The following is a 25700-nucleotide window of genomic DNA, read 5'->3' on the forward strand; positions in this document are numbered from 1 at the left end:
CCTTCTCAGAACGGGGGTTCGTCGCTGAACCCTGACGGGCCGCCGGTCGCCCACGGATCGGCGGCGGGCTGGGGGGTGCGCTGGCCGTTGCCGCCGGTGCGGGCGGCCTTCTTGGCGGCGCTGCGGAGGGTGGGGGCGATCGCGTCGATCAGCAGCTCGGCGGCCGAGCGCTTCACGCCGTCCTGTTCCCAGGTCCTGGTCTTGAGCCGGCCGCGGACTTCGACTTCGGTGCCCTTGGCCAGGTGTTCGGCGGCGGCCTCGGCGCGGTCGCCGAACAGGGTGCCGGTGACGAAGAAGGTGTCACCGTCCTCCCACTCCCCCGCCTGGTTCTTGCGGCGGGAGTTGAACGCCAGGGACACCTTGGCGACCGCGACGCCGGACTGCCCGAACCGCAGTTCGGGGTCGTGGGTCAGGCGGGCGGTGCCGGTCATGGTCGGCAGGGGCATGGCCGTTACTCCTTCGGCTTGGGGACGTAGCGGGAGGCAAAGCGGTGACAGAAAGCCGAATCTCTGGTCTGACCTGGGATAACGCTGTCACCGGCTCCGGTGACAGGGTGGTGACGCAATAGCGGGTCAGGGGTCTGACCTGCGGAGACATTTGTCACCGCACCGGTGACGTTGGCGTGGGCAGCGGTGTTTCTGTCACCGCCCGGCTTATTCGTCACCGTGGTTGTCACCAGGGTCGGTGACAGGTGTTCCCGCAGGTCACTGGGCGTGTGGCGCTTTTTTGTCACCGTGTCACCGGCCCTCGGCGTGGACGTCCGGGTGGGCGGTGTAGGTGACCGGCTTGCGGCCCCGGCCCTTGGGGGCGGGCTGGAGGCGCACGTACCCGTGGTCCTCCAGCAGGGTCATGACCTGGTCGACGTCGTCGGCGGTCTCGAAAAGGCGCTGGAACGCCCGGTGGACCTGACGGCGGGTGAACGTCGTCCTCGACGCGTCGGCCTTGATCCACTCCAGCACGGCCCGTGCGTCTTCGAGCCGGGGGTGCGACCGCATCACGCCGAACGCGGCCATGGCGTGCGCGACGTAGTAGCGGGCCAGTTCGATCGCCCGGCCCATCGTCTCCTCGGAGATCGCGGACAGGGGTCCCCGCTTGGGGTTCTCGGCCAGGTGCAGCAGGCCGGCCAGGCGAGCGGTCGCACCGGGCAGCTTGGATGCCCACTCGCGCAGGCCCTCCAGGTCGCCGGTCCCCCGGCGCAGGCGCGGCTCGATCTCGGTCCGCCACTCGATGTGGAGCTTCAGGGCGGCCGGGGTCATCGGGATGACGGCCGGGTCCTCCCACTCGGCCATGTCGATGACCAGGTCCTTAAGGGTCTCCCTGTAGGAGTGGATCACCTCGTGCGGCACCGTGTCCGGGGTGATCTTCCGGTAGCCGACGAAGTCCGGCGGGAGGCTGAACAGGAACCGGGCCATGCCGCCGCGGCCGTGCATCTGCCGCTTGGCCGCCAGGTCCTTCAGCAGGTCGGGCTGGATGGCGATGCCGATGGTCAGGGCGGGCCGCTCGATGTACTCCTCCCGGCCGCGCCGGTCGATCTGGAGCCGGTCCCCGGCGTGGCCCTTCAGAACGAGTTCCAGGTTGGGGCGGCCGTTGCTGTAGCGGCCGAGCACGACTTCGAGGAAGGTCCCCTCCGCCGACAGAATCGCGAGTCGGCCGCCCTGATCGGCCATAATGGTCGCGGCCTGCTCGGGCACCACGTCGTCGGCGGTGAGACGCGGCACGGTGGGGACCGGCATCTGCTCGGCCATCTGCGCAGCGGCGATCGCGACCTTGCGCTCCTCGATGTCCTTGGCCTTCTTCAGCGAGTCCTGCGCGGTCGCGATCGCGGCTTCCCGGGCGGCCAACGCTTCGGCGATCTTCTCCCTGGCGGACTCCCTCAGCTCGGCCTCGGCCGCGAAGATCGGCGCCATCATCGCCCGGAACGCCGGGGACTTGCCCGACCCCGGGGGCATCGCCACCGCCACGTACACGTTCAGCGGCTCCCGCCACTGCCCGCGCACCTCGACCTCGGCGCGGCCCCCGGCGGCCGTCGACAGAGCGGCCAGGGCCAACGCCCCGGGCAGGTCCTGGGGGACCTGCATCTCCTCGGCCACCCCGGCGACCATGTCCGCTATATACGGGGGCAGGGTCGCCAGCGGGAAAGCGGGCAGTTCGACCTTGGACCCGAGCGGGACCAGGTCCTCCCAGGTCTCCGCTTCCGGCTCCGGCTCGGGGTCCGGCGGGATGCCGGCCTCCTGGACGATCTGTTCGGCCTTGGCCCGTGTGCTCAAGCAGTCCTCCCCATGGCCGAGCCGAAGGCGGAGCGGATGGTGGCCTGGACTTCACGCTCGCCGAGGCCGATGGAGACGCCGGCCTCGGTGAGCGCCGTATATGCGGCGTGCTGGTCGACGTGGCCGTCCCGGACCATCTCGGCGGCGCGGCAGGCGGCCCAGTGAAGTGCGTTGTTCCGTTGCCCCTTGGGGGCGTTGAGAACGGTGTCAACGAGACCGACGAACCGGCTACGGGGGCGCGTGGACGTATCCCTCGGCGCCTGCTGCCGGATGGGGGTGACGGTGGCCGGGCGAGGGTCGGCCAGGTCGGCGATCCACTCCGGCAGTGGCATCGGGTCGATGTCGTAGCTGACGCGGTACTCGCCGTTCCCGACCTTGGACCCGGCGCCGAGCACGTACCCGCCGCCGGGGGTGCCGTCGGCGTTGCCGTCGCCGCGCACGTCGACCATGGGACCGATCCGCCCCGCGCTGTTGGGGATGGGGCGGCCGGGGATGGCCTTGAAGTACAGGTGCATTCCGCCGGACGCGGTGATCACCGTGTACGTCTCGAACGGGAACGGCTCGCCTCGTTCTTCGGCCAGGTGGGCGAGGACGTCGGCGCCCTCCCGGATGCCACCCTTGGCGGCCCACTCGGGGGGCATCTCGGCGCCGTGCGCCGGAGTGTCCAGGTCGAGAATGACAAGGCGGGCCGGCAGGCAGGCGATGCCGATGTTGGGGTCGTCGGCCGGCCAGTGCTCGGCGATGACCGCCGGGTTACTGCTGTTGCGCTGCTTCCACTTCCAACCGCTGCGAGGCGCCTTCTCGGCCTTGCAGCGGGCGCAGTCGGGGTCGGTCGGGGTCGGGTGGCTGTGGCCGCTGCCGGGGGTTCCGGCGGGGAAGACCGCCCACCCGCGGGCGGCGTGTGCCGTGGCGGCCTGGCGCCTGGTGGTCACCGGGGGAACCTCCCGTCGAGAGCGTCGAGAGCGGCCTGGCGGTCGCCGCCGCGGGCGAGGATCGCGCGGGCGACGGCGACCCGGCCGCGCAGTTCGGTCAGTTCGCCGAGCTGGAGAGAGATGTGTCGGATGGCTTCGGCGGACCGGCGTTCGGCCTCACGGTCGGCCGCGCGGTCGTTCGGGTTCGTCATGTGGCGATCGCCTTCGGATGGGGCGGCCCTCGCATGGGCTGAGGGCCGCCCGGACGTATGGAGTGCGAGGGTGATCAGGCAGCGGTGCCGGTACGGAACGCCCGTTCCTCGGCGGCGGCGACCTCGGCCACGTGCGGTCCGTTGCCGTGCACGGCGATGCTCGCGGCGTCCCAGAGCGCCGCGCCGACGATCCGAATGGCTTCGGCGGATGCCGCGGGGGGCGCCAGCAGCGGGCCATGGACGAGGACGAGTGCCGGGCCGTGGGCGGCGTCCACGGCCCGGCACGCCTCGTGGGCGTCGTGGGCATCGATGAACCCGTGGGCGTCGGCCTGGAGTTCGACGAGGGCACCGATGGTGACGGCGGGGCCGGTCATGCCGACCTCCGCCTCTGCGGCCGGCGGGCTCGCAGCGTGGCAACAGCGCCGTCACCGGATGGCGTGCTAGTACGGCGGCGTGTGGCCGGGCGGTCGCCAGCGTGGCCGTCCGGGCGGCGCTCGAACAGGTGCACGATCTCGGGAACGTGCGAGTAGGCGAACCGATAGGCCCCGCCGATCAGCACGTGTGGAATCTCTCGGCGCCGCGCCTTCTCCTTCAGCCAGGACACCTTGACCTGGAGCAGGTCGGCAACCTGCTCGGGCGTGAGGAGGCCAGACAGGTCGTGCTCGGTGGGCGCGCCAGCCGCGGAGATCGCCGGGTGAACCGGCTGCGCACACTCAATTACTGCAGGTGTCGGGGCTATGGAGCTTGCAAGCGGCTCACTGTGTTGCCTATTGTGCAACGGAGTTCACTTCCGTTCACGGAAGACGACCCTGGGAGGGGTTCTACGGACTCAACGCCCGGCAGGGTGTGCCACCACCAAGCCGGGAGTGACATGAGATCGGTACCAGCCGCCGCTCAGGAAGCCGCCCGAAGCTTTTCGAGGTAGCGCTCGAGAGCCTCGCGCGGGACGCGGCGGCTGGTACCAACCCTCACCGACTCCAGCTCGCCGCTCTTGATCAGCGCGAACACGCGAGTCCGAGCGATTTGGAGCTGGTACGCCACCGCCTCGGGCTTCAGCAGCATGGAGTCCAGCGCGAAGTCCTCGGCCTTGGTCGATGCGGTACTCACCTGGGGGAACACCTCCTCCCCACCATCATCTGGGCGCTACGCACCCAACGATCTTGGGACCTCGAACAAGGTATCGGATGAACTCTCCTGGCCGCAACACTACGCGGCTGCACTCCTCTGCTAGCCTCCCAACGTGACGTTGGGCAAGAGCCGCAAGCCGGACACAAAGAGGCGCAAGCCGGACGTAGGGGACGACGGTGGACTACAAGGTCAACGAGATCGCGGCAGCCGCGGTGCGCCGGCACCGGGAACGACTCGGCATGAGTCAGACCGAGCTGGCCAAACGCATGGCCGAGTTGGACCTGTCCTGGCACCAGATGACGGTGGCACGTACCGAGTCGGGAGAGCGGCCACTGCGCCTCGATGAAGCGCTCGCCCTGGCCAACATCTTCCAGATCCCGCTGGACAGCCTCATGCGGCCAGTCGACGAGAACATTCAAAGAGAGTACGAGGCGATCTTGAGGATGGTTCATCATATAGAAGAAAAAGCAAACGCCGTAGAAGAAAAAATAGCAGCGTCGCATGCACGCCTCGAAAGAACTCGGCGAGAGTATGAGAAGGTCAAGATGCAAGCCGAGGAAATGACTCGAAGGGCAGCCCAAGCCCTTGGAGCTGCAGAGGCAGAATTCGACCATCTCAGGGGCGAGTATCAGGATCATGTAATCATGATCCAACGGCACCTTTCCCTGCTGGAAGATCTAAGAGAGCGCTATCCAGAAATCGCCGCCGAAGGTGATGGGCTGGAGGATGCGATGGACCGGAGGCGAAGAAGGGTACGTAAACTTGGGCTACGCTGAGAAGCGCGGTGAGGGATCGAACGCCTACTACCGGGCTCGCTACAAGAAGCCGGACGGCAAGTACGGGACGGTCAAGGACGCCGACGGCGTCACCCGGAAGTTCCGCACGAAGCGGGAAGCCGTCCAGGCCGCGGACGACGAGGAGGCCAAGGTCCGCGGCGGCTCGTGGAAAGACCCCGGCGCTGGCCGCCTCACCCTCGGCGTGTGGGCCTCCAAGTGGTTCGGGAGCCTGGACCTGGCCCAGTCGACCCTTCGAAACTACAAACGCCACCTCGAAGAGCACATCCTCCCCGCGTTCGAGGACTGGGCGCTGGCCGACATCACCGGTGCCGACATCGACAGCTGGGCGCGCAGCGAGCTGGACGCCGGCTACAAGCCGTCCTCGGTGAAGACGTGGCGGGGCACCCTTCATACCTGTCTGGCGGACGCGGTTGAGGAAGGGCTGATCGCGGCGAACCCGGCGACCAGGCGGCGGGGGCGCGGAAAGCGGTCCGGCCGGGCCCGCGACCGTGGCCCGGAGAAGGTCACCACCGACGCCCTGGGCGCGCTGCTGATCGCCGAGCGGTGCTCGCTGCTGTCCGGCCGGGCCGACGACTTCGTGGCGATGGTGCTGAAGTTCTACACGGGTCTGCGGTGGGCCGAGCTGGTCGGCCTGGAGACCCGCTACGTGCGGCCGGGATCGATCCGGGTCGAATGGCAACTCTATGAATTGGACACCGGTGAGCTGATCCGGATTCCGCCCAAGGACGACTCGTACCGGGACGTCGACCTACCCGAATGGCTGGCCCGGATGGTGTCGGCGCACATCGCCCGCACCACACCGCGGCCGTGCACCTGCCACGGCCGCACCTACGTGTTCAGCGGCACCCCGGCCGCGCCGGGCAAGACGGTGAAGCTGGCCGAGGTCGCCGAGCGCGCCGGCGTGGCGGTCGGCACGGTGTCCAACGTCTTGAACCGGCCGGAGCGGGTGGCCGAGGCGACACGGGAGCGGGTGGAGAAGGCCATCGACGAACTCGGGTACGCGCGGACGGGACATGCGCCGGCGGCCGCGGCCGGGGCGGCGCACTGGCGGCGGTCGGGATTCGGCACCTGGGTGTTCCAGCCGGCGGCGACCGGCTGGTATCCCCCGAAAGCTCCGCAGCCGGCCAGGCCGGTGCCGGTGGCCGCCGACCCGTTCCCCGGGGTGCCGGTGCGCGGACGAGGCGCGGCCGGGCGGGCGGACTGGTGCTGGACGCCGATCGCCCAGGGCCTGACCCCGCATGGTCTTCGTCACAGCCACAAGACGGCGATGGTGGAGATGCGGGTGCCCGAGATCCTGAGCCATGAGCGGCTCGGGCACCAGCTCGGCGGGATCGGCGCCCGCTACTCCCACGTCACCCCGGCGATGCGCGCCGAGCTGCTGGACGGGCTGACGGCGCGGTGGGAGGCTGCCCTGGATGCCCGCGCGGCGATGCATCCTCGCTCGCCGGTGCCGGTGCTGGACGAGCTTCTGCAGGAGCGTCGGGAGGGAGCCCGGTGAAGATCGTCTCCCAATCCTCTCCCAGAACTGGGAGAGGCCCTCCCCTCCGATGGAGGAAAGGGCCTCTGACCTGGTCGGGGTGGCGGGATTTGAACCCACGACCTCTTCGTCCCGAACGAAGCGCGCTGCCAAGCTGCGCTACACCCCGGTGGTGGCTGCCCGGGAGGCGGTGCACTTGCTCCCGGCGCCTCGTTGAGTCTAGCGGATGGTTGGGGGTGGTGCGTTCCGGTTTTCGGGGGAGTCGATCAGGAGGTGCGGGGGACCAGGGTGAGGAGGGTGGCCTCGGGCGGGCAGCAGAAGCGGAACGGGGCCTTCGGGGAGGTGCCCAGGCCCGCGGAGACGTGAAGCCAGGCGCCGTTGTGGCGGTGCAGGCCCTTGACGCGGGGGCGGTCGATGCCGCAGTTGGTGGCCAGGGCGCCGTAGAAGGGGACGCAGACCTGGCCGCCGTGGGTGTGGCCCGCCAGCAGCAGGTCGTAGCCGTCGGCGGCGAAGCGGTCGAGGTTGCGGGGCTCCGGGGAGTGCATGACGCCGATGTGGACGTCGGCGCGGGGGTCGACCGGGCCGGCGATCTGGTCGTACCGGTCGCGGTTGATGTGGGAGTCGTCGATGCCGCCGAACTCCACGTCCAGGGGGCCGACCTTGAGGCGGCCGATGCGGTTGTTGAGCTCCAGCCAGCCCGCCGCGGACAGGGCCGCGCCCAGCTCGCGGTACGGCAGGTCGGGGATGCGGCGCCTGCGCTTGTAGTCCTTCTGGCTCGTACGCCAGATGTAGCGCAGGGGGTTCTTCAGGACCGGCGAGTACAGGTCGTTGGAGCCGTACACGAAGACCCCGGGACGGTCCAGCAGGGGGCCGAGGGCGTCCAGGAACGGCCCGATGGCGTCCGGGTGGGAGATGGTGTCACCGGTGTTGACGACCAGGTCCGGGTCGAGCGCGTCCAGGGAGCGCACCCAGCGCATCAGCCGCTTGCGCCCGGGGGTGAGATGGGCGTCGGAGATGTGCAGCACCTTGACCGGCGGCTTGCCCTCCTCCAGCACGGGAACGTCGAAGCGCCGCAGGCGGAACCAGTTCCGCTCGACCACCGACGCATAGCCGAACGTGGCGGCGCCTGCGGCCGCCACTCCCAGCGGTACGGCGTGTAGCTTGCGCACGGTCTCTCCTACGGGTCGGCCCTTCCCGACCATCCCATGCTGTCAGAGATGTGATGTTCTGCCGAACGGTGCGGCACAACAGGACCAAATACAGATGAGACGGCCGTGTCGCCCCGGGCATGATGTGGGGCATGAGTGCTCTCAAGGAGAAGCTGGAAGCCGACCTCTCGGCCGCGATGAAGGCCCGCGACGAGGTGCGGACCCGCACCCTGCGGATGGTCCTGACCTCGGTGCGCACCGAGGAGGTCTCCGGCGACAAGGCCCGGGAGCTCACCGACGACGAGATCACCAAGGTGCTGACCAGGGAGGCCAAGAAGCGCCGCGAGGCCGCCGACGCGTTCGCCAAGGCGGGCCGCACCGAGCAGGCCGAGGCCGAGCGGGCCGAGCACGAGGTGCTGACCGGCTACCTCCCCGCCCAGCTCACCGACGAGGAGCTGACCGCCCTGGTGGCCGCCGCCATCGCCGAGACCGGCGCCTCCGGCCCGCGCGCCATGGGCCAGGTCATGAAGGTCGTCAACCCCAAGGTCGCCGGCCGCGCCGAGGGCTCCCGGGTGGCCGCCGAGGTCAAGCGCCAGCTCACCGCCTGACCCCGCCGTACGACGCTCAGCCCGGACGGCCCGCGGACCCGGCCCGGGTGTGCCTGCGGGCGTCGAAAACGCAAGTGGCCGGGCGCCTCCCCGAGGCGCCCGGCCGCTCCGCGTTCCAGGGTCAGTCGCCGAAGGGCCAGGGGAAGTCGTCCCGGCCCGGGCGATCGGGACGGTCCTCACGGTCCCGGCCGTTGCTGACATAGATCATGATCTTGGCGCCGGGCTCGACCTCCTGCCGGGGACCCGGGGAGGTGTTGGCCACGGTGCCCGGCGGGCGGTTGGACCGGACCGGGCGCGGCACGACCTCGGGGTTGAAGCCGGCCTCCCGCAGCATCGCCATCGCCTCGGGGACCGGACGCCCGCGCACGTCGGGAACGTCGGCGAGATCGCCGAAGTCGCCGACCGGAGTGGCGAAGGCCGGGGCGGGCTCACCGGCCAGGGCGCCGCGCATGCTCTGCGCCCAGATCGGCGCCGGGATGGTCGCCCCGTACACGCCGTACACCTTGTACTTCCACGGGCCCCGCAGGTCCCAGTAGGCGACGGCGGCGGCCATGTTCGGGGTGTGCCCGGCGAAGACGGCACAGGTGAAGTCCTCACAGGTGCCGGTCTTGCCGGCGGCCGGGCGGCCGATGCCGTTGCCCCTGGCGGTGCCCTGGGTCAGCACGCCCTTGAGGATCTCGTTCACCTGGTCGGCCACGTTCTGCGCGACGACCTGCTTGCACTCCTTCTCGGGCAGCTTGAGCTTGCCGCCGTCGGGGGCGACGACGTCCAGGACGGCGACCGGCTCGCAGTACTTGCCGCGCGCCGCGAAGCCCGCGTACGCGGCGGCCAGGTGCACCATGTCGACGTCGTTCACGCCCAGCACCTGGGACGGGACCTGCTGGAGCGGCTTGCCGTTGCCCTGCTTCATCCCGAAGCGCTCGGCCATCTTGACCGCGTCGCACAGGCCGACCCGCTTCTCCAGTTCGGCGTAGAAGGTGTTGACCGACATCCAGGTGCCGTTCTTGAGGTTGTACGGCCCGTTCTCGGCGGGGTCGGAGTTCGCGACGGTCCACGGCGGGAAGCCGTCCCCGTTGCAACTGGTGAAGCCGCTGACGGTGGTCCGGCTGGGCGAGTGGATCGACGTGCGGATCGGGATGCGCTTCTCCAGCGCCGCCGCCAGCGTGAACGTCTTGAACGTCGACCCGGCCGACACACCGACGCCGCCGCCGTGCCACATGTCGGCGGCGAGGTTCAGCGAGGTCTTGCCCGGCCCCGCGCCGAACCGCTTGCTCTGCCCGATCGCCTTGATGTGGCCGGTGCCCGGCTGGACCATCGCCTCGACGGCGACCTTGTTGCTGGTCGGCGACACCCGCGAGCGCACCGCCTTGTCGAGGGCGTTCTGCGCCTTCATGCTCAGCGTGGTGCGGATGACGTAGCCGCCGCGGCGCAGCTTGCTCTCGATCTCGGCCTGGCGCTGCTTGGGCAGCTCCCAGTACTTGCCGTCCGAGAGGATCTGGTACATCTCGTACTTGACGTACTCGCAGAAGAACGGCGCCTTGCTGGTCTCGCAGCCGCCGACCGGCTTGTCCTCGTTCAGCTTGATCGGCTGGGCCGCCGCCGCGTCCGCCTGCGCCTTGGTGATCATGCCGAGCTGGGCCATCCGGTACAGCACGGTGTCCCGCCGCTTGCGGGCGTCCCGCGGGTTCTGCACCGGGTCGTAGGCGCTGGGGTTCTGGGTGATGCCGGCCAGCAGCGCCGCCTCGGGCAGCGTCAGATCCTTGGCCGGCTTGCTGAACCACCGCTTGGCCGCCGCCTGCACCCCGTAGGCACCGCCGCCGAAGTAGGCGATGTTGAGATAGCCCTCGAGGATCTGGTTCTTGGACATCGTCTCCTCGAGCCGCAGCGCGTAGCGCAGCTCGCGGATCTTGCGGTCCACGGTCGGCGCGGTGACCTCGCGGTACTCCTCCTCGGTCCGGGCGTTCTCCACCAGCAGGTTCTTGACGTACTGCTGGGTCAGGGTCGACCCGCCCTGGGTGCTGTCGCTGCTGGCGTTGTTGACCAGGGCGCGCAGGGTGCCCTTGAGGTCCAGGGCGCCGTGCTCGTAGAAGCGCGAGTCCTCGATGCCGATGACCGCCTTCTGCATGATCGGCGCGATCTGGTTCAGCCGCACCGACTCGCGGTACTTGTCGAAGAACACCGCGATCTGCTCGCCCTTGGCGTCGTACACCACCGTCTTCTCCGGCGGCGGGGACGTGTTGAGCTCGGCGTCCATCTCCTGGAAGTCGTTGGCGGCGTCCCGCGCGGTCAGCCCGACGCTCCCGACCCCCGGCAGCGCGATGAACGCGACCAGCACGCCGGCCACCACCCCTGCCGCGAGCAGGCGCACGAGCTGGACGATCGCGTTTCTACGACCCTGATTTTGCGCAAGCACGGCTCCTACCGTACCCGCGGTTGACCACTACCAACGGGTCCCCGTTCACCCCCTCCCGTCACCCCCGGCGACCACCGACCGCTTCAGGTCTCCCGACGCATGTCGTCCACGCCCTCCGCAGTCCGCCGGCGGGCGGCGGCGCCCCACGACGGTGCATCCGGAGCGAACGGGGTCGAACGCCACACTGACGAGCCCGGCGACGTACGTGCACAGGGCCGCCCCATGCTTCCCGGAGAACGGTGCGTACGGCCGCGTCCAGGCTTTGGGACCCACGCCCGTGCCGCCGAGGCCTACCTGGCACGAGCGTCCGGCCACGGGACCCACTACAACTGAGCTCCACTCTTGGCTCGGCCGACCTCGTACGAACGCGATGGAGTGGTCTCTTGGGGCGGGGGCGCGGGTCTTGTCCCGGTAAGACGCGCACAACCTCGCCCCCATGGGTGCGTCCGACTCGGGCGAACGTCCCGCAGCAGTCCGTTGCCGCAGGTCCCCACAGGGGTTTCGGACAGTACAGAACCGGATGGAACGGGCCTGGGGCGGTGGGGCGACACGCCGCGGGAGCCCCTGTCCCGTGGGGCGAACACGCAGCGCGACCCCACTACCACAAGAAGGTAACTAGTTCGATCCGGGGGGATGGCCCGGGCGGGCTATATCGAGAATGGGCCCATCGGGGGCTGTTGAAACCTCTCTTACTTCCGTAAGTTCTTCCCCACGGCTTTCGTTTGGCGGCCTGACGTCCGCGCCCGTCCGGCCAAGGAGCGCAATCGACAGACCCTAGGGGAGTGGGGCCAAGATGTGGATCACGGATTGGACCGCCCGCGCCGCCTGCCGTAACGCGGACCCGGACGCACTGTTCGTCCAGGGCGCGGCCCAGAACCGGGCGAAGCTGATCTGCCGCGGCTGCCCGGTTCGGACCGAGTGCCTGGCGGACGCGCTCGACAACCGGATCGAGTTCGGTGTCTGGGGCGGCATGACCGAGCGTGAGCGACGTGCTCTGCTGCGCCGTCGGCCGGACGTGTCCTCGTGGCGCGACCTGCTGGAAACGGCCAAGGAGGAGTACGAGCGATCCGCCGACGACCAGGGCGAGCTGGTGGCCAGCTAGCACACCCGGTCCAGGCCAGGCGGCTCGCGACCGATCCGCACACCCCCACAAGGGGCCGTGCGCATCCCGTCGCGAGGGTGGTACGGCAACATCCGGCGAGGCCGCACCTGTCGGGGGTGCGGCCTCGCCGAGCCATCACCGCCCGTCCGCCCAGCCTTCGATCGTCACCGCTCGGCCTCACCACGCCGACGACCTGCGCCCTGACCAGGCCGATCACCCCGACGCCTCTCGCAAGGCCCGCCAGGCCCCCTGGCCGCCGCCTTTGCGACCGTCCCGCCACCCGCCGGAAGTCCGTGGCGAGACCCTCATCACCGCACATACGGCCATCGCTCGACGGCCGAGGCGTCTCCGCAAGAACCCTGCCGGTCACCGCGCTGCCGCATCCCGCACATGACCTCACGCCCTCTCGACACCGCCAGGGCACGCACCCCCGGACGCGGCCGGTCACAGCCCGTCATCACGTTCGTCGGCCCCACGGCGCCGTCGTCCCTGGCTCGCTGAGGCGAGCGTTGTGCGGGGCCTGGTCCACTTCACCGCCTCGTGTCCCGCCGACGACCTGGCATCCGAGCAACCGCTCAGCAGTACGAGCGAGATCCTCGCCGCCGGCTCGCAGCCGCGCGACGTCCGCACGCCTCAAACGCCTGCTCTTCGCAGCTCGCACGCATCCAACACGCGGACATCCCGGTAGGACTCGCCATCGGCCAGAGCCGCCGGCAGCGCCCACAGCCTCGCCTGCACTCCGGCCGACGGCTCAAACCAAGAAATCCCGCATCCCCCACCACGGCTCGAGCACCACCCAGGACACCCTCGGCTGCGCAGCATCGCCCCGTCAGACCGCGACCACGGCGGGCCGTTGCTCCTGTGACCCATGTGGCGGATGAGGCGACACGCGGCCGGGCCGGGCGGCACGGGGATCCGTAGATCTCGGAACGGAGGGTTGGCCACATGTGGCCACGAGGGGCCGGGGCGGTTTCGCGGGTGGTCGGAAGGTGGGGGACGGATGGGAGGAAGTGACTAGATAATTTCGGCCAAGTTTGCCGGGCGAGCAAGGTTTGAACGAAGTTCAGGCCGGGCGGGCGGTGGGCGGGGCCGTCTTGTTGGCCGCCAGGTCGGCGCCGACGCGGCGGAGGCCGTCGAGGTCGTGGACGTCCTCCGGCTGGGCCAGGACGGCGGCCACGGGCACGGTGGGGTGGGCCGAGGTGAAGTGCTCGCGGAGCCGTTCCTCACGGGCGGCCAGGTGCCGGCGGTCGGCGTGCAGGCGCAGCAGGGCGGCGGTCAGCGGGTGCTCGCCGCGTTCCTCCAGGGTCTCGGCGGCGGCCTGGCTGCGGGCGGCGGTGGGGGTGCCGGGGGCGACCCGGTGGACCCGGTTGACGATGAGGCCGGCCAGCGGCATCCGCTCCTCGGCCAGGCGTTCCACGAAGTAGGAGGCCTCGCGCAGCGCGTCCGGCTCGGGCGCGGCCACCACCAGGAACGCGGTGCCGGGGGTCTGCAGCAGGCGGTAGGTCTTCTCGGCCCGCTCCCGGAAGCCCCCGAACATGGTCTCGAACGCCGCCACGAACGTCTGCACGTCCCGCAGCAACTGCACCCCGATCACCTTGTTCAGGGCGTTCGTGAACACCCCGAACCCGGCGGTCAGCACCTTGACGCCCAGCCGCCCGCCGGTCTTGGCCGGAGCCGCCAGCAGCTTCATCAGCCGCCCCTCGAGGAAGCGGCCCATCCGTTCCGGCGCGTCCAGAAAGTCCAGCGCGTTCCGCGACGGCGGGGTGTCCACGACGATCAGGTCCCACGCGCCGGAACGGTGCAGCTGCCCCAGCTTCTCCATCGCCATGTACTCCTGCGTTCCGGACAGGCTGGAGGACAGCGACTGGTAGAACGGGTTGGCCAGGATCTGCTTGGCGCGGTCCGGGTCGGAGTGGGCCTCGACGATCTCGTCGAAGGTCCGCTTCATGTCGAGCATCATGGCGTGCAGCTCGCCGTCGCCCTCGACGCCGTCGATCCGCCGCGGGTTGTTGTCCAGCTCGGACAGGCCCATCGACTGCGCCAGCCGCTTGGCCGGGTCGACGGTCAGCACGACCACGTCACGGCCCCGTTCGGCGGCCCGCAGGCCCAGCGCGGCGGCGGTGGTGGTCTTGCCCACCCCGCCGGAGCCGCAGCACACGATGATCTTCGTCCGGGGGTCGTCGATCAGGGCGTCGACGTCCAGCACCGGCGGGGTCCGCAGAGCGCTCATCTCGTCCTTCACCTCGGGGTACGCGGGCCGGCGTGTCAGGCCGCCCCCTGCTCGCGCAGCGCCTCGGCCAGCTCGTACAGGCCGGCCAGGTCCACCCCGTCCGGCAGCAGCGGCAGCACGTACCGGGGCTGCGAGAGCTCGGCGAGCCGTTCCTGCTCACGGGCCTGCAGGGCGGTGCGGCGGGCGTGCTCGGCGGCCTCGGCTACCAGCGCCTCGGCGGTCTCCTCTGCGCCGTGCTCCAGCCCGGACGCCTTGAGCCCGCGGACGATCTCCGCCACGTCCAGCTCCCCGGCCCCGGCGGCGGCCAGTTCCGCGGAGTCCAGCATCGGCGCGTGCACCATGTTGATCATGATCCCGCCGACCGGCAGCCCGACCTCGGTGAGCTCGGCGATCCCGTCCAGGGTCTCCTGGACGGGCATCTCCTCCAGCAGCGTCACGAAGTGCACCGCGGTCTCGGGGCTGCGCACCACCCGCATCACCGTGTCGGCGTGGTTGCGGATGGGCCCGACCTTGGCCAGCCCGGACACCTCGTCGTTCACGTTGAGGAACTTGGCGATCCGCCCGGTCGGCGGGGCGTCCAGCACCACCGCGTCGTAGACGAACGAGCCGTCGGGCTTCTTGCGGCGCACCGCCTCGCTGGTCTTGCCGGTCAGGATCACGTCGCGCAGGCCGGGCGCGATGGTGGTCACGAAGTCGACGACGCCCAGCTTGGTCATCGCCTTCCCGGCCCGCTTGAGGTTGTAGAACATCTCGAGGTACTCGATGAGCGCCTCTTCGGTGTCCACCGCCAGCGCGTAGACGTCACCCCCGTCCGGCGCGACGGCGACCTTGCGCTCCTCGTACGGCAGCGGCGGGCAGTCGAACAGCTGGGCGATCCCCTGCCGGCCCTCGACCTCCACCAGCAGCACCTTCCGCCCCCCGGCGGCCAGCGCCAGCGCCAGCGCGGCCGCCGCGGTGGTCTTGCCGGCGCCGCCCTTCCCCGTGACGACGTGCAGCCGCACCCCGTCCCAATCGGTGTCTCTGGCGCTCACTCGACTCACAATATCGTTCGCTCGGCAAGGACTTCCGACCCCGGCCCCGGCTTCCGCAAGTGATCCCTGACACGGCCTGCCGCCGGGCCGCGGATCACCCCGAACGCACCGCCTCCCGGACGACGCGCGCCAAGGCCTCGAAACGCCCTCTGCCCTCCCAGCCCCACCCTCAACCCTCTCATCCTGCAGAAACGTCGTGCCGCAGGCGGGCTCCCCCGCCGACCGCCCACAACGTGCGAAGCACGCCCGCTCACCCGCCTGACGCCGCTCCAGGCCACCCATGCCCGGAAAGCCGTGCCACCTGGGTGAACGCCTGTCAGGGAACGTCGAGGCGGCCGGTCGCCAGGAAGCGTGCGACGGCCTCGGCATAGGCCGTTCCGTCGAGGTCGGGAGCGGCACCGGCATCGCCCATCACGGCCACGACGTCGCCCTGCCGCCCTTCCGCCAGCATCCGGTCGATCAGCCGCCAGGCCGCCCACAGGCAGGTTCCCGTACTGCCGCCCGCCCTGATCCCCGCGAACGACCGCAGATGTGCGAGCGCCCCCACGGCCGCCGCATCGGGCACCGGCACGACGAGGTCGATCGCCGACGCCAGGAACCCGGGCTCCATCCGCGGCCGTCCGATCCCCTCGATGCGCGACGGCATCCCCGTCCCGTAGTCGGGCGCGCCGCTCGCCCAGCCGGGGAAGTACGCCGAGTTCTCCGGGTCCGCCACCGCCAGCCGCGTCTCGTACCCCCGATACCGCAGGAACCGCCCTATGGCCCCGGACGTCGCCCCCGTACCGGCCCCGGCCACGATCCACTCCGGTGCCCGCCCGAGCTGGGCGACGACCTCAGCCCCGATGTTGCCGCTCCCCCTGTCATCGGTCCCCGTACCGCGTCGTTCCGGGAACGCGTCCCGCGCACGCCAGTCCATGACATGGGCCGCGGCGGCGAAGTGGTCCAGGTAGAAGCCGCCGCTGTCGGCGGCCAGCCGCCGCGCCTCCTGATAGATCGCCGCAGGCGGATGGTGCGGACGGCATCGTCCGTCCATCGCCTCGATGGCGGCGGCCTTCTCCGCCTTGGTGGAGCCGGGCACGACCGCCACGAACTCCACCCCGATCGACCGCGCGAAATACGCCCCCGCCACCGCCGCGGGACCGGCCGTCGCCATGACGACGGTCGTCCCCTCGGTGATCCGCCCGGTCGCCAGCGCATCCGCGTAGGCCGCGCTCAGCAACCGGTGCTTGACGCTCCCCGAAGGCTGTGCCGACTCATCCTTGAGGTGCAGCCTGATGCCCCACTCCCGGGGCAGCCCCACCTCGCGCAAGGGCGTGGCGGCCACATCCCGTTCCACCCTGGCGATCGCCTCGGTCACCCACCGGCGAGAAGTCCCCACGCCCGAACCCTAGCCACCCCCTCCGACACCGTTCGCCTCCAACGGGACGGGCGGGATCGCGTCCGGCGTCGTTCAGGAGTTGTCGATCTCGCGGATGATCTGGCCGCCCAGCTCGCGCTTGATGAGCTCCATGCCGCTGATCGCCGCCTCGGTGTCGTCCACGGTGGCGTCGCCCTCCGGGTCCACCTCGTCGGTCTCGTCGACCGGTGCGGTGGGCGGGGGCGGGAACTCCTCGGGAGGGGGCGGAGGCGGCTCGGGCGCCTGGTAGGCCGCGGGCGACGGGCGTTCCGGAGGCGGTGCCGGGGCGGCCGCCGGACGAGGCGGCGGAGCCGCGCCGGGGGCCGGGACGGCGGACGCCCTGGCGGCGGCCTGCGGGCTGCCGGCCAGGACCGTGTCGATCCGCCAGTCGACGCCCAGGAACTCCTTGAGGACCTCGCGCAGCACGGCGTCCCGGCCGCCGTTGGTGAAGTTCGTCCGCGCGCCCTCGGCCTCGAACGCCAGGGTGAGCAGGTTGCCCTCGAGGGACAGCGGCTGGACCCCGGACATGATCACCATCCAGGCGACCTTGCTCTTGCGCTTGACCGCCTCGACGATGTCCGGCCACGCACGCCGTATCGCCGTCATGTCGCCCCCGCCACCGGACGCCGCCGCGGGAGCGGGCTGCCGGGACGCGGGCGGGGCGGAGGCGGCGGCCTGCCGGTTGTCCACAGAACGCCGTTGTGCTTCCGCGGCGCCGGCGGGGCCGCCGACACTGGGACCGACGTCCGGCCACTGACCAGGTGCGGACGATGCCGCCGGAGTGGAGGGAGCAGGTGAACGTGGAGAGGTCCCCTGCTCGGACGCGGAGGGTCCCGGCGATGCTCCGCCTGCTGCGGAGCCTTCCTGCCCTGACGTGGAAGGTCCGGAGGAACGCCCCTGCGACGCCGCGTCGGCTCCCCTCCCTGCGGCGGTCTCCCGATCAGGCCCGGACGGAGCCGGGGAACGACCTTGCGCCGCGGCGCCGGCCGCGGCCGCCCTGGCGGCGGCGATCGCCTGCTCGGACGCGGTGCCGCCCTGCGGCGCCGCCGGGACGCCGCCCGCGAACGGCTCTCCGCCGCCCATCGCGATCCGGCGTTCCAGGCGCTCCAGCCTGGCCATCAGGGACGCCTCGTCCTGGTAGGCGGCCGGCAGCAGGATGCGGGCGCAGACCAGTTCCAGCATCAGCCGGGGCGAGGTGGCCCCGCGCATCTCGGTCAGCCCGTTGTGCAGCAGGTCGGCGGCCCGCGCGAGCTCCGCCGCGCCCATCACGGCCGCCTGGCGCTGCATGTTCTCCAGCTCGTCCGGGGGGACGTTCAGCAGCCCGGAGGACCCCGCCTCAGGCACGTTCGACAGGATCACCAGGTCGCGCAGCCGTTCCAGCAGGTCGGCGGCGAACCGGCGCGGGTCCTGACCGCTCTCGATCACCCGGTCGACGGCGGCGAACACCGCGGCCCCGTCACGCGCGGCGAACGCGTCCACCACCTCGTCCAGCAGGGAGGAGTCCGTGTAGCCCAGCAACGACACGGCCCGCGCGTAGGTGATGCCCTTCTCGTCGGCGCCGGCCAGCAACTGGTCCAGGATCGACAGCGTGTCCCGGGCGGATCCCGCGCCGGCCCGCACCACCAGCGGCAGGGCGGCGGGCTCGTAGGGGACGTCCTCCTTCTGGAGGATCTCCTCCACCAGTTCCCGCAGCGTGCCCGGCGGCACCAGGCGGAACGGGTAGTGGTGGGTGCGCGACCGGATCGTGCCGATGACCTTCTCGGGCTCGGTGGTCGCGAAGACGAACTTCAGGTGCGGCGGCGGCTCCTCGACGAGCTTGAGCAGCGCGTTGAAGCCCCCGGTCGTGACCATGTGCGCCTCGTCGATGATGTACACCTTGAAGCGCGCGGACACCGGCGCGAAGAACGCGCGTTCCCGCAGGTCACGGGCATCGTCGATACCGCCGTGCGAGGCCGCGTCGATCTCGATCACGTCGATGTGCCCGTTGCCGCCGGGCCCCAGGGCCACACAGGAGTCGCACTTGCCGCAGGGGTCGGGAGTGGGACCCAGCTCGCAGTTCAGCGATCTGGCCAGAATCCGGGCACTGGAGGTCTTGCCACAGCCCCGTGGCCCGCTGAACAGGTACGCGTGGTTGATCCGGCCGTTGCGCAGTGCCTGCTGCAGGGGTTCGGCGACGTGCTCCTGCCCCTTGAGCTCGGCGAACGTCGCTGGCCGGTACTTGCGGTACAGAGCCAGACTCATTGGGGGTCCGTCCAGTAAGTGCGAAAGGACCCCCCGCACACCCGCCAGAGCCTGCTTATCCTTGCTGCCTTCCGGCCCTGGGGAGGTTCACAGGGTGACGCCGTGCGAGGGGTCACCCCCGAGTCTATGGCATCCACCGCCCACCTGGACACGACTCCCGCCCACACCCCCACTCACCTGCCCGACCATCCACCTGCCCGGCTGCACCGGCACACCCCCGCCCCGCCTACCTGGCTGACGGACACCCCCGCCCGGTTGCACGGACACACCCTCGCTCGCCTACCCGGCTGCACGGGCACAGCCCCACCCGCCTACCCGGCTGCACCGGCACACCCCCGCCCATCTATCCGGTTGCACGAGCACGCCCCGCCCACCTGCCCGGTTACACGAGCACGCTCCGCCCACCTACCTGGCTGCACGGACACACCCTCGCTCGCCTACCCGGCTGCACGGGCACAGCTCCGCCCACCTGCTCGGCTGCGCGGGCAAACCCCGTCCATTACCCGGTTGCACGGGCACGCCCCGCACCCGCACGGCCGGATCGCGCCCGTCCCGGCCCGAGCACCTCGATGCCCCACGCCCGTGCGGTCGGATCGGGCCGTGGGAGTACGCTGCGGATCCCATGGGCGCGATCTTCCATGTGGCCTACCGCGCGGACTGGGATGCCGCTCGTGCGGAGGGGCGGGCCTACGCGATGTCGACGCGCGGACGGACGCTGGACGACGTGGGGTTCGTCCACTGCGCGGCGACCGAAGACCAGGTCATCGGAGTGCTGGGCAGGTTCTACCAGGACGTTCCGCTCGAGGATCTGGTGCTCCTGGTGATCGATCCGGCCGGTCTGGACGTCCGGTACGAACCGGCCGACGGCGAGATGTTCCCCCACATCCACGAGGCGTTGCCCCTCTCCGCCGTAATTGATGTCAGGTCAGTGCCGAAGACCCGGTAGGATTCCCAGCGGAGGATTCGCCTAGTGGCCTAGGGCGCACGCTTGGAAAGCGTGTTGGTGGCAACGCCTCGCGAGTTCGAATCTCGCATCCTCCGCAGTGCCTGACCAGGCAAGACGCCGGGCCGGTACCCGCAGGGGTACCGGCCCGGCGCGCTTCCCGTCTCAGTTCTCGTCTCAGTTGGCCCCGTCAGGCCAGCCCAAGCCACTCCTGGGCGCCGTCGTCGTCATCATCCTCGGGCGGCTCGTCGGCGGCGGTCCAGAGCAGTCCCGCCACCTGATCGGCCACGTCCCGCCGTATCGAGTCGATCATGTGTTGGTAGCGATTGGCCATGCTCGCGCTGGACCAACCCATGATGGCCATGACGGTCGGGGTCGGCACCCCGAGGATGAGCAGGACCGTTGCGGCGGTGTGCCGGGCATCGTGCAGCCTGGCGTCTCTCAGACCGGCCTCTTGAAGCAGCTCCTTCCACTCGTGGTAGTCGGTGTTCGGGTTGAGCGGCCGACCGTCCGGCTTGGTGAACACGTAGCCGCCCTCGTGCCAGAGCTGCCGGGCGGCCCGGCGTTCGGCGTCCTGCTTGCTGCGGTGCGCTCTCAGCAGGGCAATGAGCGGATCAGGAAGCCCGATCACCCGCTTACCCGCCCGCGACTTGGTGTCGCCGGTCTCCGGCCGGATCTGCCGGCGCTGGGGGCAGTATCCGGCCTTCCTGCCGCAGGTGTCCCCGCACCCATGGGCGTACTTCGGGCGTAGCCGGCCGCGCCGGATGCGGAGCAACCCCTTGGTGAGATCGACATCGGGCCATTGCAGCCCCAGCGCCTCACCCTGCCGCAGGCCCAGCGCGAGCGCGATCACCCATCGGGCACCGTTACGGCGTCCGCTGGCCACCTTGAGGAGACGCTGAACCTCTTCGATGTCGTACGGTTCAGGCTCCTCCTCTGTGAGCTTGGGAGCCTTGGCGATCAGCGCCGGGTTGGTAGCCAGATGCCCGCGGCGTACGGCCTCGTTCAAGGCGTTGCGGATGGTCCGGTGCACGTGGTGCGCGGTGCCCGCCGCGAGTCCGTCACGCTGCATCCGGGCGTACAGCTTCTCCAGGTGCTCGGGCGCGAGCTTTTCGAGCCGGTGAGCACCGATGCCGGGCGTCAGGTGCTTCTCAACGTCCACTCGGTACCCGGCGTGGGTGTTCTCCGAGATGTGGGGTGGAACCGCGATGTTGTCGATCCAGTGCTTAAGCCAGGTCGCTACAGTCCAGCGCTGCCCGGCCTTGGGGACGCGGCCGGCATCGCGGAGCTTCTCCAGCTCGCGCACCTTGGCCGTGACTTCGGCCTTGGTCTTGGCCTGGACGTGTCGGCGGTCGGGCTTCCCGTCATCCCTGACGCCTACGGTGACCCGGCCGTGCCAATAACCGTCCTTGCCCTGGTAGATGGATGATCGCCCGTTGGCGTTGCGTCCCAAGTGTCGCCCTTCCTACGCCGCAGAGGTCTTGTGCTGGGCCTCGTTCAGCAGTGCCGAGACGAACTCGGTCAGCGCTTCGGCGGGGACCCGGCGGGCGGTGCCGATGGTCACGGACCTCACTTGACCGGTCGCGATGAGGTGGAACATCTTCGTGCGGCCGATGCTGAGACGCTTTGCGGCCGCTTCGACCGTGAGCAAGAGCTGTTCCTCGTTGCCGTTGGAGCTCGTCATCTGACTCCGAACCCTCTAGTCCTGATCGCTTGCTGGCGGGGAGACGGCGCGTCGGATGATCTCCGCGCTGATGACGGTGCGTGACGGGCGGGGGGGCGGTCGGGCGGTGCGCGGGACAGGGTGACTAGGTGACAGAAACCGACAGAAATGTTTGTGTCGGTTTCTGTCCCCGTGTCCCCCGTGTCCCCGCTGGGCGTTCGGCCGGTGCGCTGGTGACGGTGCGTGATGGGCGCGGGGGCCGGTCATGGGGTGTCCTGGGTGGCGTCGGGGTGGGCTTCGTAGGTGGGTGCGGCGGGTCGGCCGCGGCCGGTGGTGGGGGGTGCGGGGATGCGGCGTATCCAGCCGTGGGATTCCAGGACCCGTAGGGCGGGGTCGGTGTCGGTGACCTTGGCGAAGCGGTGTTTGAGTCCGCGCATGAGGTCGCGGGCGGTGAACCGCTGGGTTGCGGTGCGGCGGAGCCAGTCGAGCACGGCGCGGGCGTCGGCAACGGCCGGGTCGGCGCCGATGGCGTCGTAGGCGGCTTGGGCGTGGGTGGTGAAGTACTCGCCAAGCTGGACGGCGTCGTTCCAGGTGGCCAGGTCGATCGGCCGGTCCCAGCCGTTGCGCAGGTGCTTGCCCAGGTGCAGCAGCGCGGCGATGCGGACGGTCGCGCCGACGAGCTTGCCGCCCCAGTCGGTCATGTGCGCCAGGTCCCCGCTGCCGGGCCGGAACCGCGGTTCGGTGGCGGCCAGCAGCTCTATCACGGCGTCTTGGGCCTCGGGGGTGAACGTCAAGGTCGGTATCGGGGCGGGCGGGTCGCTTTCCCGGGCCTTGTCGCCGACGTGGCGCAGGGACAGCACCAGGGCGGTCAGGGTGCGTTCGTAGTCGGCGGCCACATGCGGCGGGATGGGCTGGGGCCGGTTGTCGCGGTAGCCGAGCAGGGATTCCGGCACCGAGATCAGCAGCCGCCCCAACAGGCCCTGTTCGCGGAACTCCGGGGTCTCCCCCAGCCGGGTCAGCACACCGGGTTGCAGGCAGATCCCAATGGTGAGGGTGGCGGCGTCGATGACCTCGGACGGGCGGCCCATCCGATCGACGCGGATTTCCTCGCCGGCGTGGCCGGACAGGAACACGCTCATGTCGGCCCTGCCGCCCGAATACTGGCCTCCGGCGATGGCGAACAGCTTGCCGCCCTCGGGGGCCAGCACGGCGAACCGTCCGCCCTGTTCGGCCAGCCGGGAGGCGACCTTTTCGACGGTGGAGTCGTTGCCGCCGAACAGCTTGGGCTCGGCCGGTACCGGGGTGCCCTCGAGTTTGAGGCGGGCGGCGGCGGCCTCGGCAAGCGCTTCGGCCTGCCGCACCACATCACCGGTGGTTTCGGTGGCGGCCTTCTCGGTGCGTTCGGCGTCGGCTTCGGCGATCCGCCGGGCGATCACCGCTTCGGCGATCCGCGGCCGGGCCTCCTCAATCAGCAGATGCTCGGCCGCCCGGATGGGGGCGGTCATGGCCTTGTAGACCTCGGACTTGCGGTTGCCGGGCGGCAGCACCACCACGACATAGAGGTTCGTGGGCTCCACCCACGTCCCGGCGTTCACCTGCACGTTGCCGCCCGCGGCCAGCGCCAGCACCGCCAGCGCCAGGCACCCGGCCAGATCGGGCGGGGTCTGGGTCACTTCGGCGACGCTGGCGGCGTACTCCCCGGCCCAGTCCGGCAGACACCAGATCGGGAACCGCGGCAACTGCGGTGCGCTGGACAGCGGAGTGGGGTCCGGCCAGCCGCGGGCATCGGTGGCGGTCAGCGCGGCCAGTTCGGCGGCGACGGCGGCGCGTAGGTCAGCGGCACCCTCGGTGGCTTCGCGGCCGAGCTGGGCCAGCCGGGTACCGGTGACCACCACGGTGCGGGCATAGGCCAAATCGCGCACCATGTGGGCGTAGTAGGTGCCGTTCGCCGCGGCCGGCACCCGCGAGATCAGCGTGTGCAGATACGGCGCCCCACCCACCTTGGCCAGGTGCCGCGGGCCGATCTCGGCACCAACCGCCAGCGGATCGGCCGGCGCGCCGCGGTCGGCCAGCGCGCAGATGGCCTGCCAGATGGTCTGATGGGCGGGCCGGTAGAACTCCGACCCGTCCAACAGCGGCCGGACCTCGGCAAGCGTGGCCGGGGACAGCATCACCGCACCGAGCACGAACTGTTCGGCCTCGATGCTGTGCGGCACCCCCAACCCACTGGCGCCGGGGTCGTCCGGGTCGGTGGGAACGGCGCGCAACGTCGGTTTGGTCATGCGGCGTCTCCGAACAGGGTGAGTTGGGCGGTGGCGGGCCGGTCGGTGGTGCACAGTCGGTGGCGGGGATGGTGCGGCCGGGTGTGCCCGTACAGGCGGTGCAGCCGGTCCCAGACCGCATCGGCCCAGGGGCGGCGGGTGGCGGCACCGAGCACGGCGGCGGCGATCAGGGGCGACACGGTGTCGGCCACCTGTTGGAACCGGCTGGACCGCGACCCGTGCCAGGGGTAGGCGGCGGGGAACCCTTGCAGTAGTCCGGCCTGGGCCGGGGTGAGCAGTCCGGCGGGTTTGCCGAGGTCGGTGCGGTACCAGGCGCGCAGCCCGTTGCCGGTCATCGACACCGCGGGCCGGTCGGCGGAGAACTCGTTGCCGCCGGCGGTGCGCCGGTTCCCGCGGGTGTTGACCCGCACCCCGGCGGGCCAGCCGAGGGCGGCGGCCATGGAGGTCAGCGGGAACTCGGTGACCGTGGTCGGAGCGTGCTGTTGGGGCGGGGTGAACCGTCCGCAGCTCCACCATGCCCGCATCGGCAGCCCGGTCAGGTCCGGGGAGCCGTCGCGGGTGGCGATCAGGAACGTGCGGCGTCGGCGGGTGGCGGCACCGAAGTCATCGGCCCGCAGCTCCACCACGTGGCAGGCTTCGAAATCGGCGGCCATCGCCAGTTCGGCGGCCATGTCCTGCCAGACCGGTTCGACGGTCGGGACCTGTTCGGCGACCACCCACCGCACGTTGGGCAGCCGGAAGGCGAACCGCAGCGTCTCCAACACCAGCGCGGTCCGTTCATCGCCGACCCGCCGGTAGACCGCCAGGTGGTCATCGTCGCGGGCCGGGTCGGCCTGGGCGTCACCGAGCCGGGTGCATCCCTCCAGCACGATCGGCCGGTCGGCCACTCCCGACCGTTTGCCCGCCGTGGTGAACGTGGGGCACGGCGGGGAGGAGATCCACCCCGTCACGGTCGGGAAGTCCTCCGGGTCCAGGGCGCGAACGTCGCCCTGCATCCGCCGGTGCCCTGCCGCGGTCGCGGTCGCGCACGCATCCGGGTCCACGTCGATGCCCAGCACACCGCCGATCCCCAGCATCCGAGCGCCTTCGCCCCACCCACCGGGGCCGGCGAATCCCTCCAAGACGCGAACCGGCGCGGTCATGCGGCCCTCCGGACGGTCGCGGGGCGGGGGTGGACGCCGCATAGCGGGCAGCGGCGGGACGCGCCTCCCTGGCGCTTGAGGGCGCGTTCGCGGCCTCGGTCGCCGGGCCACACCCGCGCCAACCGCCACTCGATGCCGGCGGCGGTGACGACCTGGAGCAGCCGGGCGCCGGTGCCGTGTTCGTGGGCGGCCAGCCGGGCGGGCAGGTCGCGGGTCCAGCCGAGGTAGTGGCGGGCGTGCCGGTAGGGGCGGGTGAAGTGCAGCAGGTAGACCACGCCGGTGCGGCGGCAGGTCCGGCACAGCGGGAACGGGTCGGCCACGGTCCCGGCCAGCAGCGTCAGGGCGGCGTCACAGCCGAGCGCGGCCAGGGTGGGCTCGCAGCTCAGGCACAACGACCGGATGCCGGTCAGCGACGGGGCGGGCATCACCGGGCGGGCCTTTCCAGGGTGCCGGGGGCGGGGGTGTCGGGGGTGTCGATCAGGTAGAGGTCGAAGTAACGGCGGGCGCCACCGCCGCGGCGGTTGGGGTAGGCCGGGGAGATCTCGCCGACCTGGCAGCGGCCTCCCGACAGTTCGGGCAGCAGCCGGGCCAGCAGTTCGGCGACCTTGCCGGCGTCGTCACCGTCGCCGGACAGCCGCACCTTGACGACGCGGATCTTCGGGACGCTCATGGGGTGCCTCCACAGGCGTTCTGAGGGCCGTTCAGGGGG

At 70.9% G+C, this 25700-nt stretch carries 23 protein-coding genes, 2 tRNA genes, 1 other RNA gene and 2 pseudogenes; 7 read left to right on the top strand and 21 right to left on the bottom strand.

The annotated features are described in order from the left end of the window. Positions 1-5: 5 nt before the first annotated feature. The 7 genes from HNR21_RS04520 to HNR21_RS04550 form a co-directional block, all read right to left on the bottom strand. A complete protein-coding gene (locus tag HNR21_RS04520; RefSeq protein WP_182704194.1) occupies positions 6-446 on the bottom strand; it encodes a single-stranded DNA-binding protein in 441 nt (146 codons plus the stop codon). Between the two features lie 291 nt (positions 447-737). Next, positions 738-2267 carry a YfjI family protein gene (locus HNR21_RS04525; protein ID WP_182704195.1) on the bottom strand — a complete coding sequence of 510 codons (1530 nt, stop codon included), beginning with the start codon at positions 2265-2267 and terminating at the stop codon, positions 738-740. After that, positions 2264-3199: a bifunctional DNA primase/polymerase gene (locus tag HNR21_RS04530; protein WP_182704196.1), complete on the bottom strand. Its 936-nt coding sequence runs from the start codon at positions 3197-3199 to the stop codon at positions 2264-2266. Before HNR21_RS04530 ends, HNR21_RS04525 begins: the two co-directional genes overlap by 4 nt. Beyond that, a complete protein-coding gene (locus HNR21_RS04535) occupies positions 3196-3390 on the bottom strand; it encodes a hypothetical protein (RefSeq protein WP_182704197.1) in 195 nt (64 codons plus the stop codon). Before HNR21_RS04535 ends, HNR21_RS04530 begins: the two co-directional genes overlap by 4 nt. Positions 3391-3464: 74 nt before the next feature. Then, positions 3465-3764, bottom strand: coding sequence for a hypothetical protein (locus HNR21_RS04540; RefSeq protein WP_182704198.1), 300 nt, complete (start codon positions 3762-3764; stop codon positions 3465-3467). Then, positions 3761-4168, bottom strand: a complete 408-nt coding sequence (locus HNR21_RS36550; RefSeq protein ID WP_182704199.1) for a helix-turn-helix domain-containing protein — start codon at positions 4166-4168, stop codon at positions 3761-3763. The genes HNR21_RS04540 and HNR21_RS36550 overlap by 4 nt, the downstream gene beginning before the upstream one ends. 116 nt (positions 4169-4284) lie before the next feature. Continuing rightward, positions 4285-4497, bottom strand: a complete 213-nt coding sequence (locus HNR21_RS04550) for a helix-turn-helix domain-containing protein (RefSeq protein ID WP_220500033.1) — start codon at positions 4495-4497, stop codon at positions 4285-4287. Between the two features lie 197 nt (positions 4498-4694). On the opposite strand from HNR21_RS04550, the gene HNR21_RS04555 reads away from it, so the two are divergent. From HNR21_RS04555 to HNR21_RS36735, 3 genes and pseudogenes are all read left to right on the top strand, one after another. After that, positions 4695-5294, top strand: a complete 600-nt coding sequence (locus HNR21_RS04555; protein ID WP_182704200.1) for a helix-turn-helix domain-containing protein — start codon at positions 4695-4697, stop codon at positions 5292-5294. Further along, positions 5245-5628: pseudogene (locus HNR21_RS36730) on the top strand (tyrosine-type recombinase/integrase); the annotation flags it as partial. The gene HNR21_RS04555 and the pseudogene HNR21_RS36730, both read left to right, overlap by 50 nt. 456 nt (positions 5629-6084) lie before the next feature. Continuing rightward, positions 6085-6351, top strand: a pseudogene (locus HNR21_RS36735) (LacI family DNA-binding transcriptional regulator); the annotation flags it as partial. A gap of 533 nt (positions 6352-6884) precedes the next feature. Here HNR21_RS36735 and HNR21_RS04565 read toward each other — a convergent pair. Both HNR21_RS04565 and HNR21_RS04570 read right to left on the bottom strand, forming a co-directional pair. Next, positions 6885-6961, bottom strand: a tRNA-Pro gene (locus tag HNR21_RS04565). A gap of 97 nt (positions 6962-7058) precedes the next feature. Continuing rightward, entirely contained in the window at positions 7059-7961 is a 903-nt protein-coding gene (locus HNR21_RS04570; protein ID WP_312880844.1) for a metallophosphoesterase, read from the bottom strand. Between the two features lie 131 nt (positions 7962-8092). Between HNR21_RS04570 and HNR21_RS04575 the strand changes: the two genes are divergently transcribed. Beyond that, on the top strand, positions 8093-8548 hold the full coding sequence (locus HNR21_RS04575) for a GatB/YqeY domain-containing protein (RefSeq protein WP_119732220.1): 456 nt from the start codon (positions 8093-8095) through the stop codon (positions 8546-8548). Positions 8549-8669: 121 nt separating this feature from the next. Here HNR21_RS04575 and HNR21_RS04580 read toward each other — a convergent pair whose 3' ends face one another. Beyond that, entirely contained in the window at positions 8670-10916 is a 2247-nt protein-coding gene (locus tag HNR21_RS04580; RefSeq protein WP_182704203.1) for a penicillin-binding protein, read from the bottom strand. 838 nt (positions 10917-11754) lie between these two features. Here HNR21_RS04580 and HNR21_RS04585 point away from each other — a divergent pair. Next, complete coding sequence (locus tag HNR21_RS04585) at positions 11755-12063, top strand: WhiB family transcriptional regulator (RefSeq protein WP_119731424.1); 309 nt, start codon at positions 11755-11757, stop codon at positions 12061-12063. A gap of 1063 nt (positions 12064-13126) precedes the next feature. Here the strand turns inward: HNR21_RS04585 and bagB are convergent. The 5 genes from bagB to ffs form a co-directional block, all read right to left on the bottom strand. Further along, entirely contained in the window at positions 13127-14293 is a 1167-nt protein-coding gene (bagB, locus tag HNR21_RS04590) for an ATPase BagB (protein WP_182704204.1), read from the bottom strand. Positions 14294-14328: 35 nt separating this feature from the next. After that, the gene (gene bagA, locus HNR21_RS04595; RefSeq protein WP_182704205.1) at positions 14329-15324 is read right to left on the bottom strand and encodes an ATPase BagA; all 996 of its coding nucleotides are present in this window, start codon (positions 15322-15324) and stop codon (positions 14329-14331) included. A 316-nt stretch (positions 15325-15640) separates the two neighbouring features. Beyond that, positions 15641-16702, bottom strand: coding sequence for a PLP-dependent cysteine synthase family protein (locus tag HNR21_RS04600; RefSeq protein WP_182704206.1), 1062 nt, complete (start codon positions 16700-16702; stop codon positions 15641-15643). Between the two features lie 72 nt (positions 16703-16774). Then, a complete protein-coding gene (locus HNR21_RS04605; RefSeq protein ID WP_182704207.1) occupies positions 16775-18961 on the bottom strand; it encodes a DNA polymerase III subunit gamma and tau in 2187 nt (728 codons plus the stop codon). A gap of 21 nt (positions 18962-18982) precedes the next feature. Next, an RNA gene (gene ffs / locus HNR21_RS04610) (signal recognition particle sRNA small type) lies at positions 18983-19078 on the bottom strand. Between the two features lie 505 nt (positions 19079-19583). Between ffs and HNR21_RS04615 the strand changes: the two genes are divergently transcribed. Both HNR21_RS04615 and HNR21_RS04620 read left to right on the top strand, forming a co-directional pair. Then, positions 19584-19907 (top strand): DUF952 domain-containing protein, encoded by a 324-nt coding sequence (locus tag HNR21_RS04615; protein ID WP_182704208.1) that lies wholly within the window; start codon positions 19584-19586, stop codon positions 19905-19907. 10 nt (positions 19908-19917) lie between these two features. Beyond that, positions 19918-20002 (top strand) — tRNA-Ser (locus tag HNR21_RS04620). 92 nt (positions 20003-20094) lie between these two features. On the opposite strand, the gene HNR21_RS04625 is transcribed toward HNR21_RS04620, so the two are convergent. From HNR21_RS04625 to HNR21_RS04650, 6 genes are all read right to left on the bottom strand, one after another. After that, complete coding sequence (locus HNR21_RS04625) at positions 20095-21357, bottom strand: tyrosine-type recombinase/integrase (RefSeq protein WP_182704209.1); 1263 nt, start codon at positions 21355-21357, stop codon at positions 20095-20097. Between the two features lie 12 nt (positions 21358-21369). After that, a complete protein-coding gene (locus tag HNR21_RS04630) occupies positions 21370-21588 on the bottom strand; it encodes an excisionase family DNA-binding protein (RefSeq protein ID WP_119731429.1) in 219 nt (72 codons plus the stop codon). A 242-nt stretch (positions 21589-21830) separates the two neighbouring features. After that, positions 21831-23849 (bottom strand): DUF3987 domain-containing protein, encoded by a 2019-nt coding sequence (locus HNR21_RS04635; protein ID WP_182704210.1) that lies wholly within the window; start codon positions 23847-23849, stop codon positions 21831-21833. Beyond that, complete coding sequence (locus HNR21_RS04640) at positions 23846-25033, bottom strand: DNA cytosine methyltransferase (RefSeq protein WP_312880845.1); 1188 nt, start codon at positions 25031-25033, stop codon at positions 23846-23848. The genes HNR21_RS04635 and HNR21_RS04640 overlap by 4 nt, the downstream gene beginning before the upstream one ends. Further along, positions 24988-25416, bottom strand: coding sequence for a GIY-YIG nuclease family protein (locus HNR21_RS04645; protein ID WP_220500034.1), 429 nt, complete (start codon positions 25414-25416; stop codon positions 24988-24990). The genes HNR21_RS04640 and HNR21_RS04645 overlap by 46 nt, the downstream gene beginning before the upstream one ends. Beyond that, entirely contained in the window at positions 25416-25661 is a 246-nt protein-coding gene (locus HNR21_RS04650) for a hypothetical protein (RefSeq protein ID WP_182704212.1), read from the bottom strand. The genes HNR21_RS04645 and HNR21_RS04650 overlap by 1 nt, the downstream gene beginning before the upstream one ends. Between the last annotated feature and the right edge of the window lie 39 nt (positions 25662-25700).

The sequence above is a fragment of the Thermomonospora cellulosilytica genome, assembly GCF_014138835.1.
In the GTDB taxonomy this organism is placed as follows: Bacteria; Actinomycetota; Actinomycetes; order Streptosporangiales; family Streptosporangiaceae; genus Thermomonospora; species Thermomonospora amylolytica.

What these genes read in the sequence shown, in the direction of transcription:
- HNR21_RS04520 (WP_182704194.1), bottom strand. Translation starts at nt 446, where the DNA reads ATGCCCCTGCCGACCATGACCGGCACCGCCCGCCTGACCCACGACCCC.
- HNR21_RS04535 (WP_182704197.1), bottom strand. Translation starts at nt 3,390, where the DNA reads ATGACGAACCCGAACGACCGCGCGGCCGACCGTGAGGCCGAACGCCGG.
- HNR21_RS04540 (WP_182704198.1), bottom strand. Translation starts at nt 3,764, where the DNA reads ATGACCGGCCCCGCCGTCACCATCGGTGCCCTCGTCGAACTCCAGGCC.
- HNR21_RS04575 (WP_119732220.1), top strand. Translation starts at nt 8,093, where the DNA reads ATGAGTGCTCTCAAGGAGAAGCTGGAAGCCGACCTCTCGGCCGCGATG.
- HNR21_RS04585 (WP_119731424.1), top strand. Translation starts at nt 11,755, where the DNA reads ATGTGGATCACGGATTGGACCGCCCGCGCCGCCTGCCGTAACGCGGAC.
- bagB (WP_182704204.1), bottom strand. Translation starts at nt 14,293, where the DNA reads ATGAGCGCTCTGCGGACCCCGCCGGTGCTGGACGTCGACGCCCTGATC.
- HNR21_RS04605 (WP_182704207.1), bottom strand. Translation starts at nt 18,961, where the DNA reads ATGAGTCTGGCTCTGTACCGCAAGTACCGGCCAGCGACGTTCGCCGAG.
- HNR21_RS04615 (WP_182704208.1), top strand. Translation starts at nt 19,584, where the DNA reads ATGGGCGCGATCTTCCATGTGGCCTACCGCGCGGACTGGGATGCCGCT.
- HNR21_RS04630 (WP_119731429.1), bottom strand. Translation starts at nt 21,588, where the DNA reads ATGACGAGCTCCAACGGCAACGAGGAACAGCTCTTGCTCACGGTCGAA.
- HNR21_RS04635 (WP_182704210.1), bottom strand. Translation starts at nt 23,849, where the DNA reads ATGACCAAACCGACGTTGCGCGCCGTTCCCACCGACCCGGACGACCCC.
- HNR21_RS04640 (WP_312880845.1), bottom strand. Translation starts at nt 25,033, where the DNA reads ATGCGGCGTCCACCCCCGCCCCGCGACCGTCCGGAGGGCCGCATGACC.
- HNR21_RS04645 (WP_220500034.1), bottom strand. Translation starts at nt 25,416, where the DNA reads ATGCCCGCCCCGTCGCTGACCGGCATCCGGTCGTTGTGCCTGAGCTGC.
- HNR21_RS04650 (WP_182704212.1), bottom strand. Translation starts at nt 25,661, where the DNA reads ATGAGCGTCCCGAAGATCCGCGTCGTCAAGGTGCGGCTGTCCGGCGAC.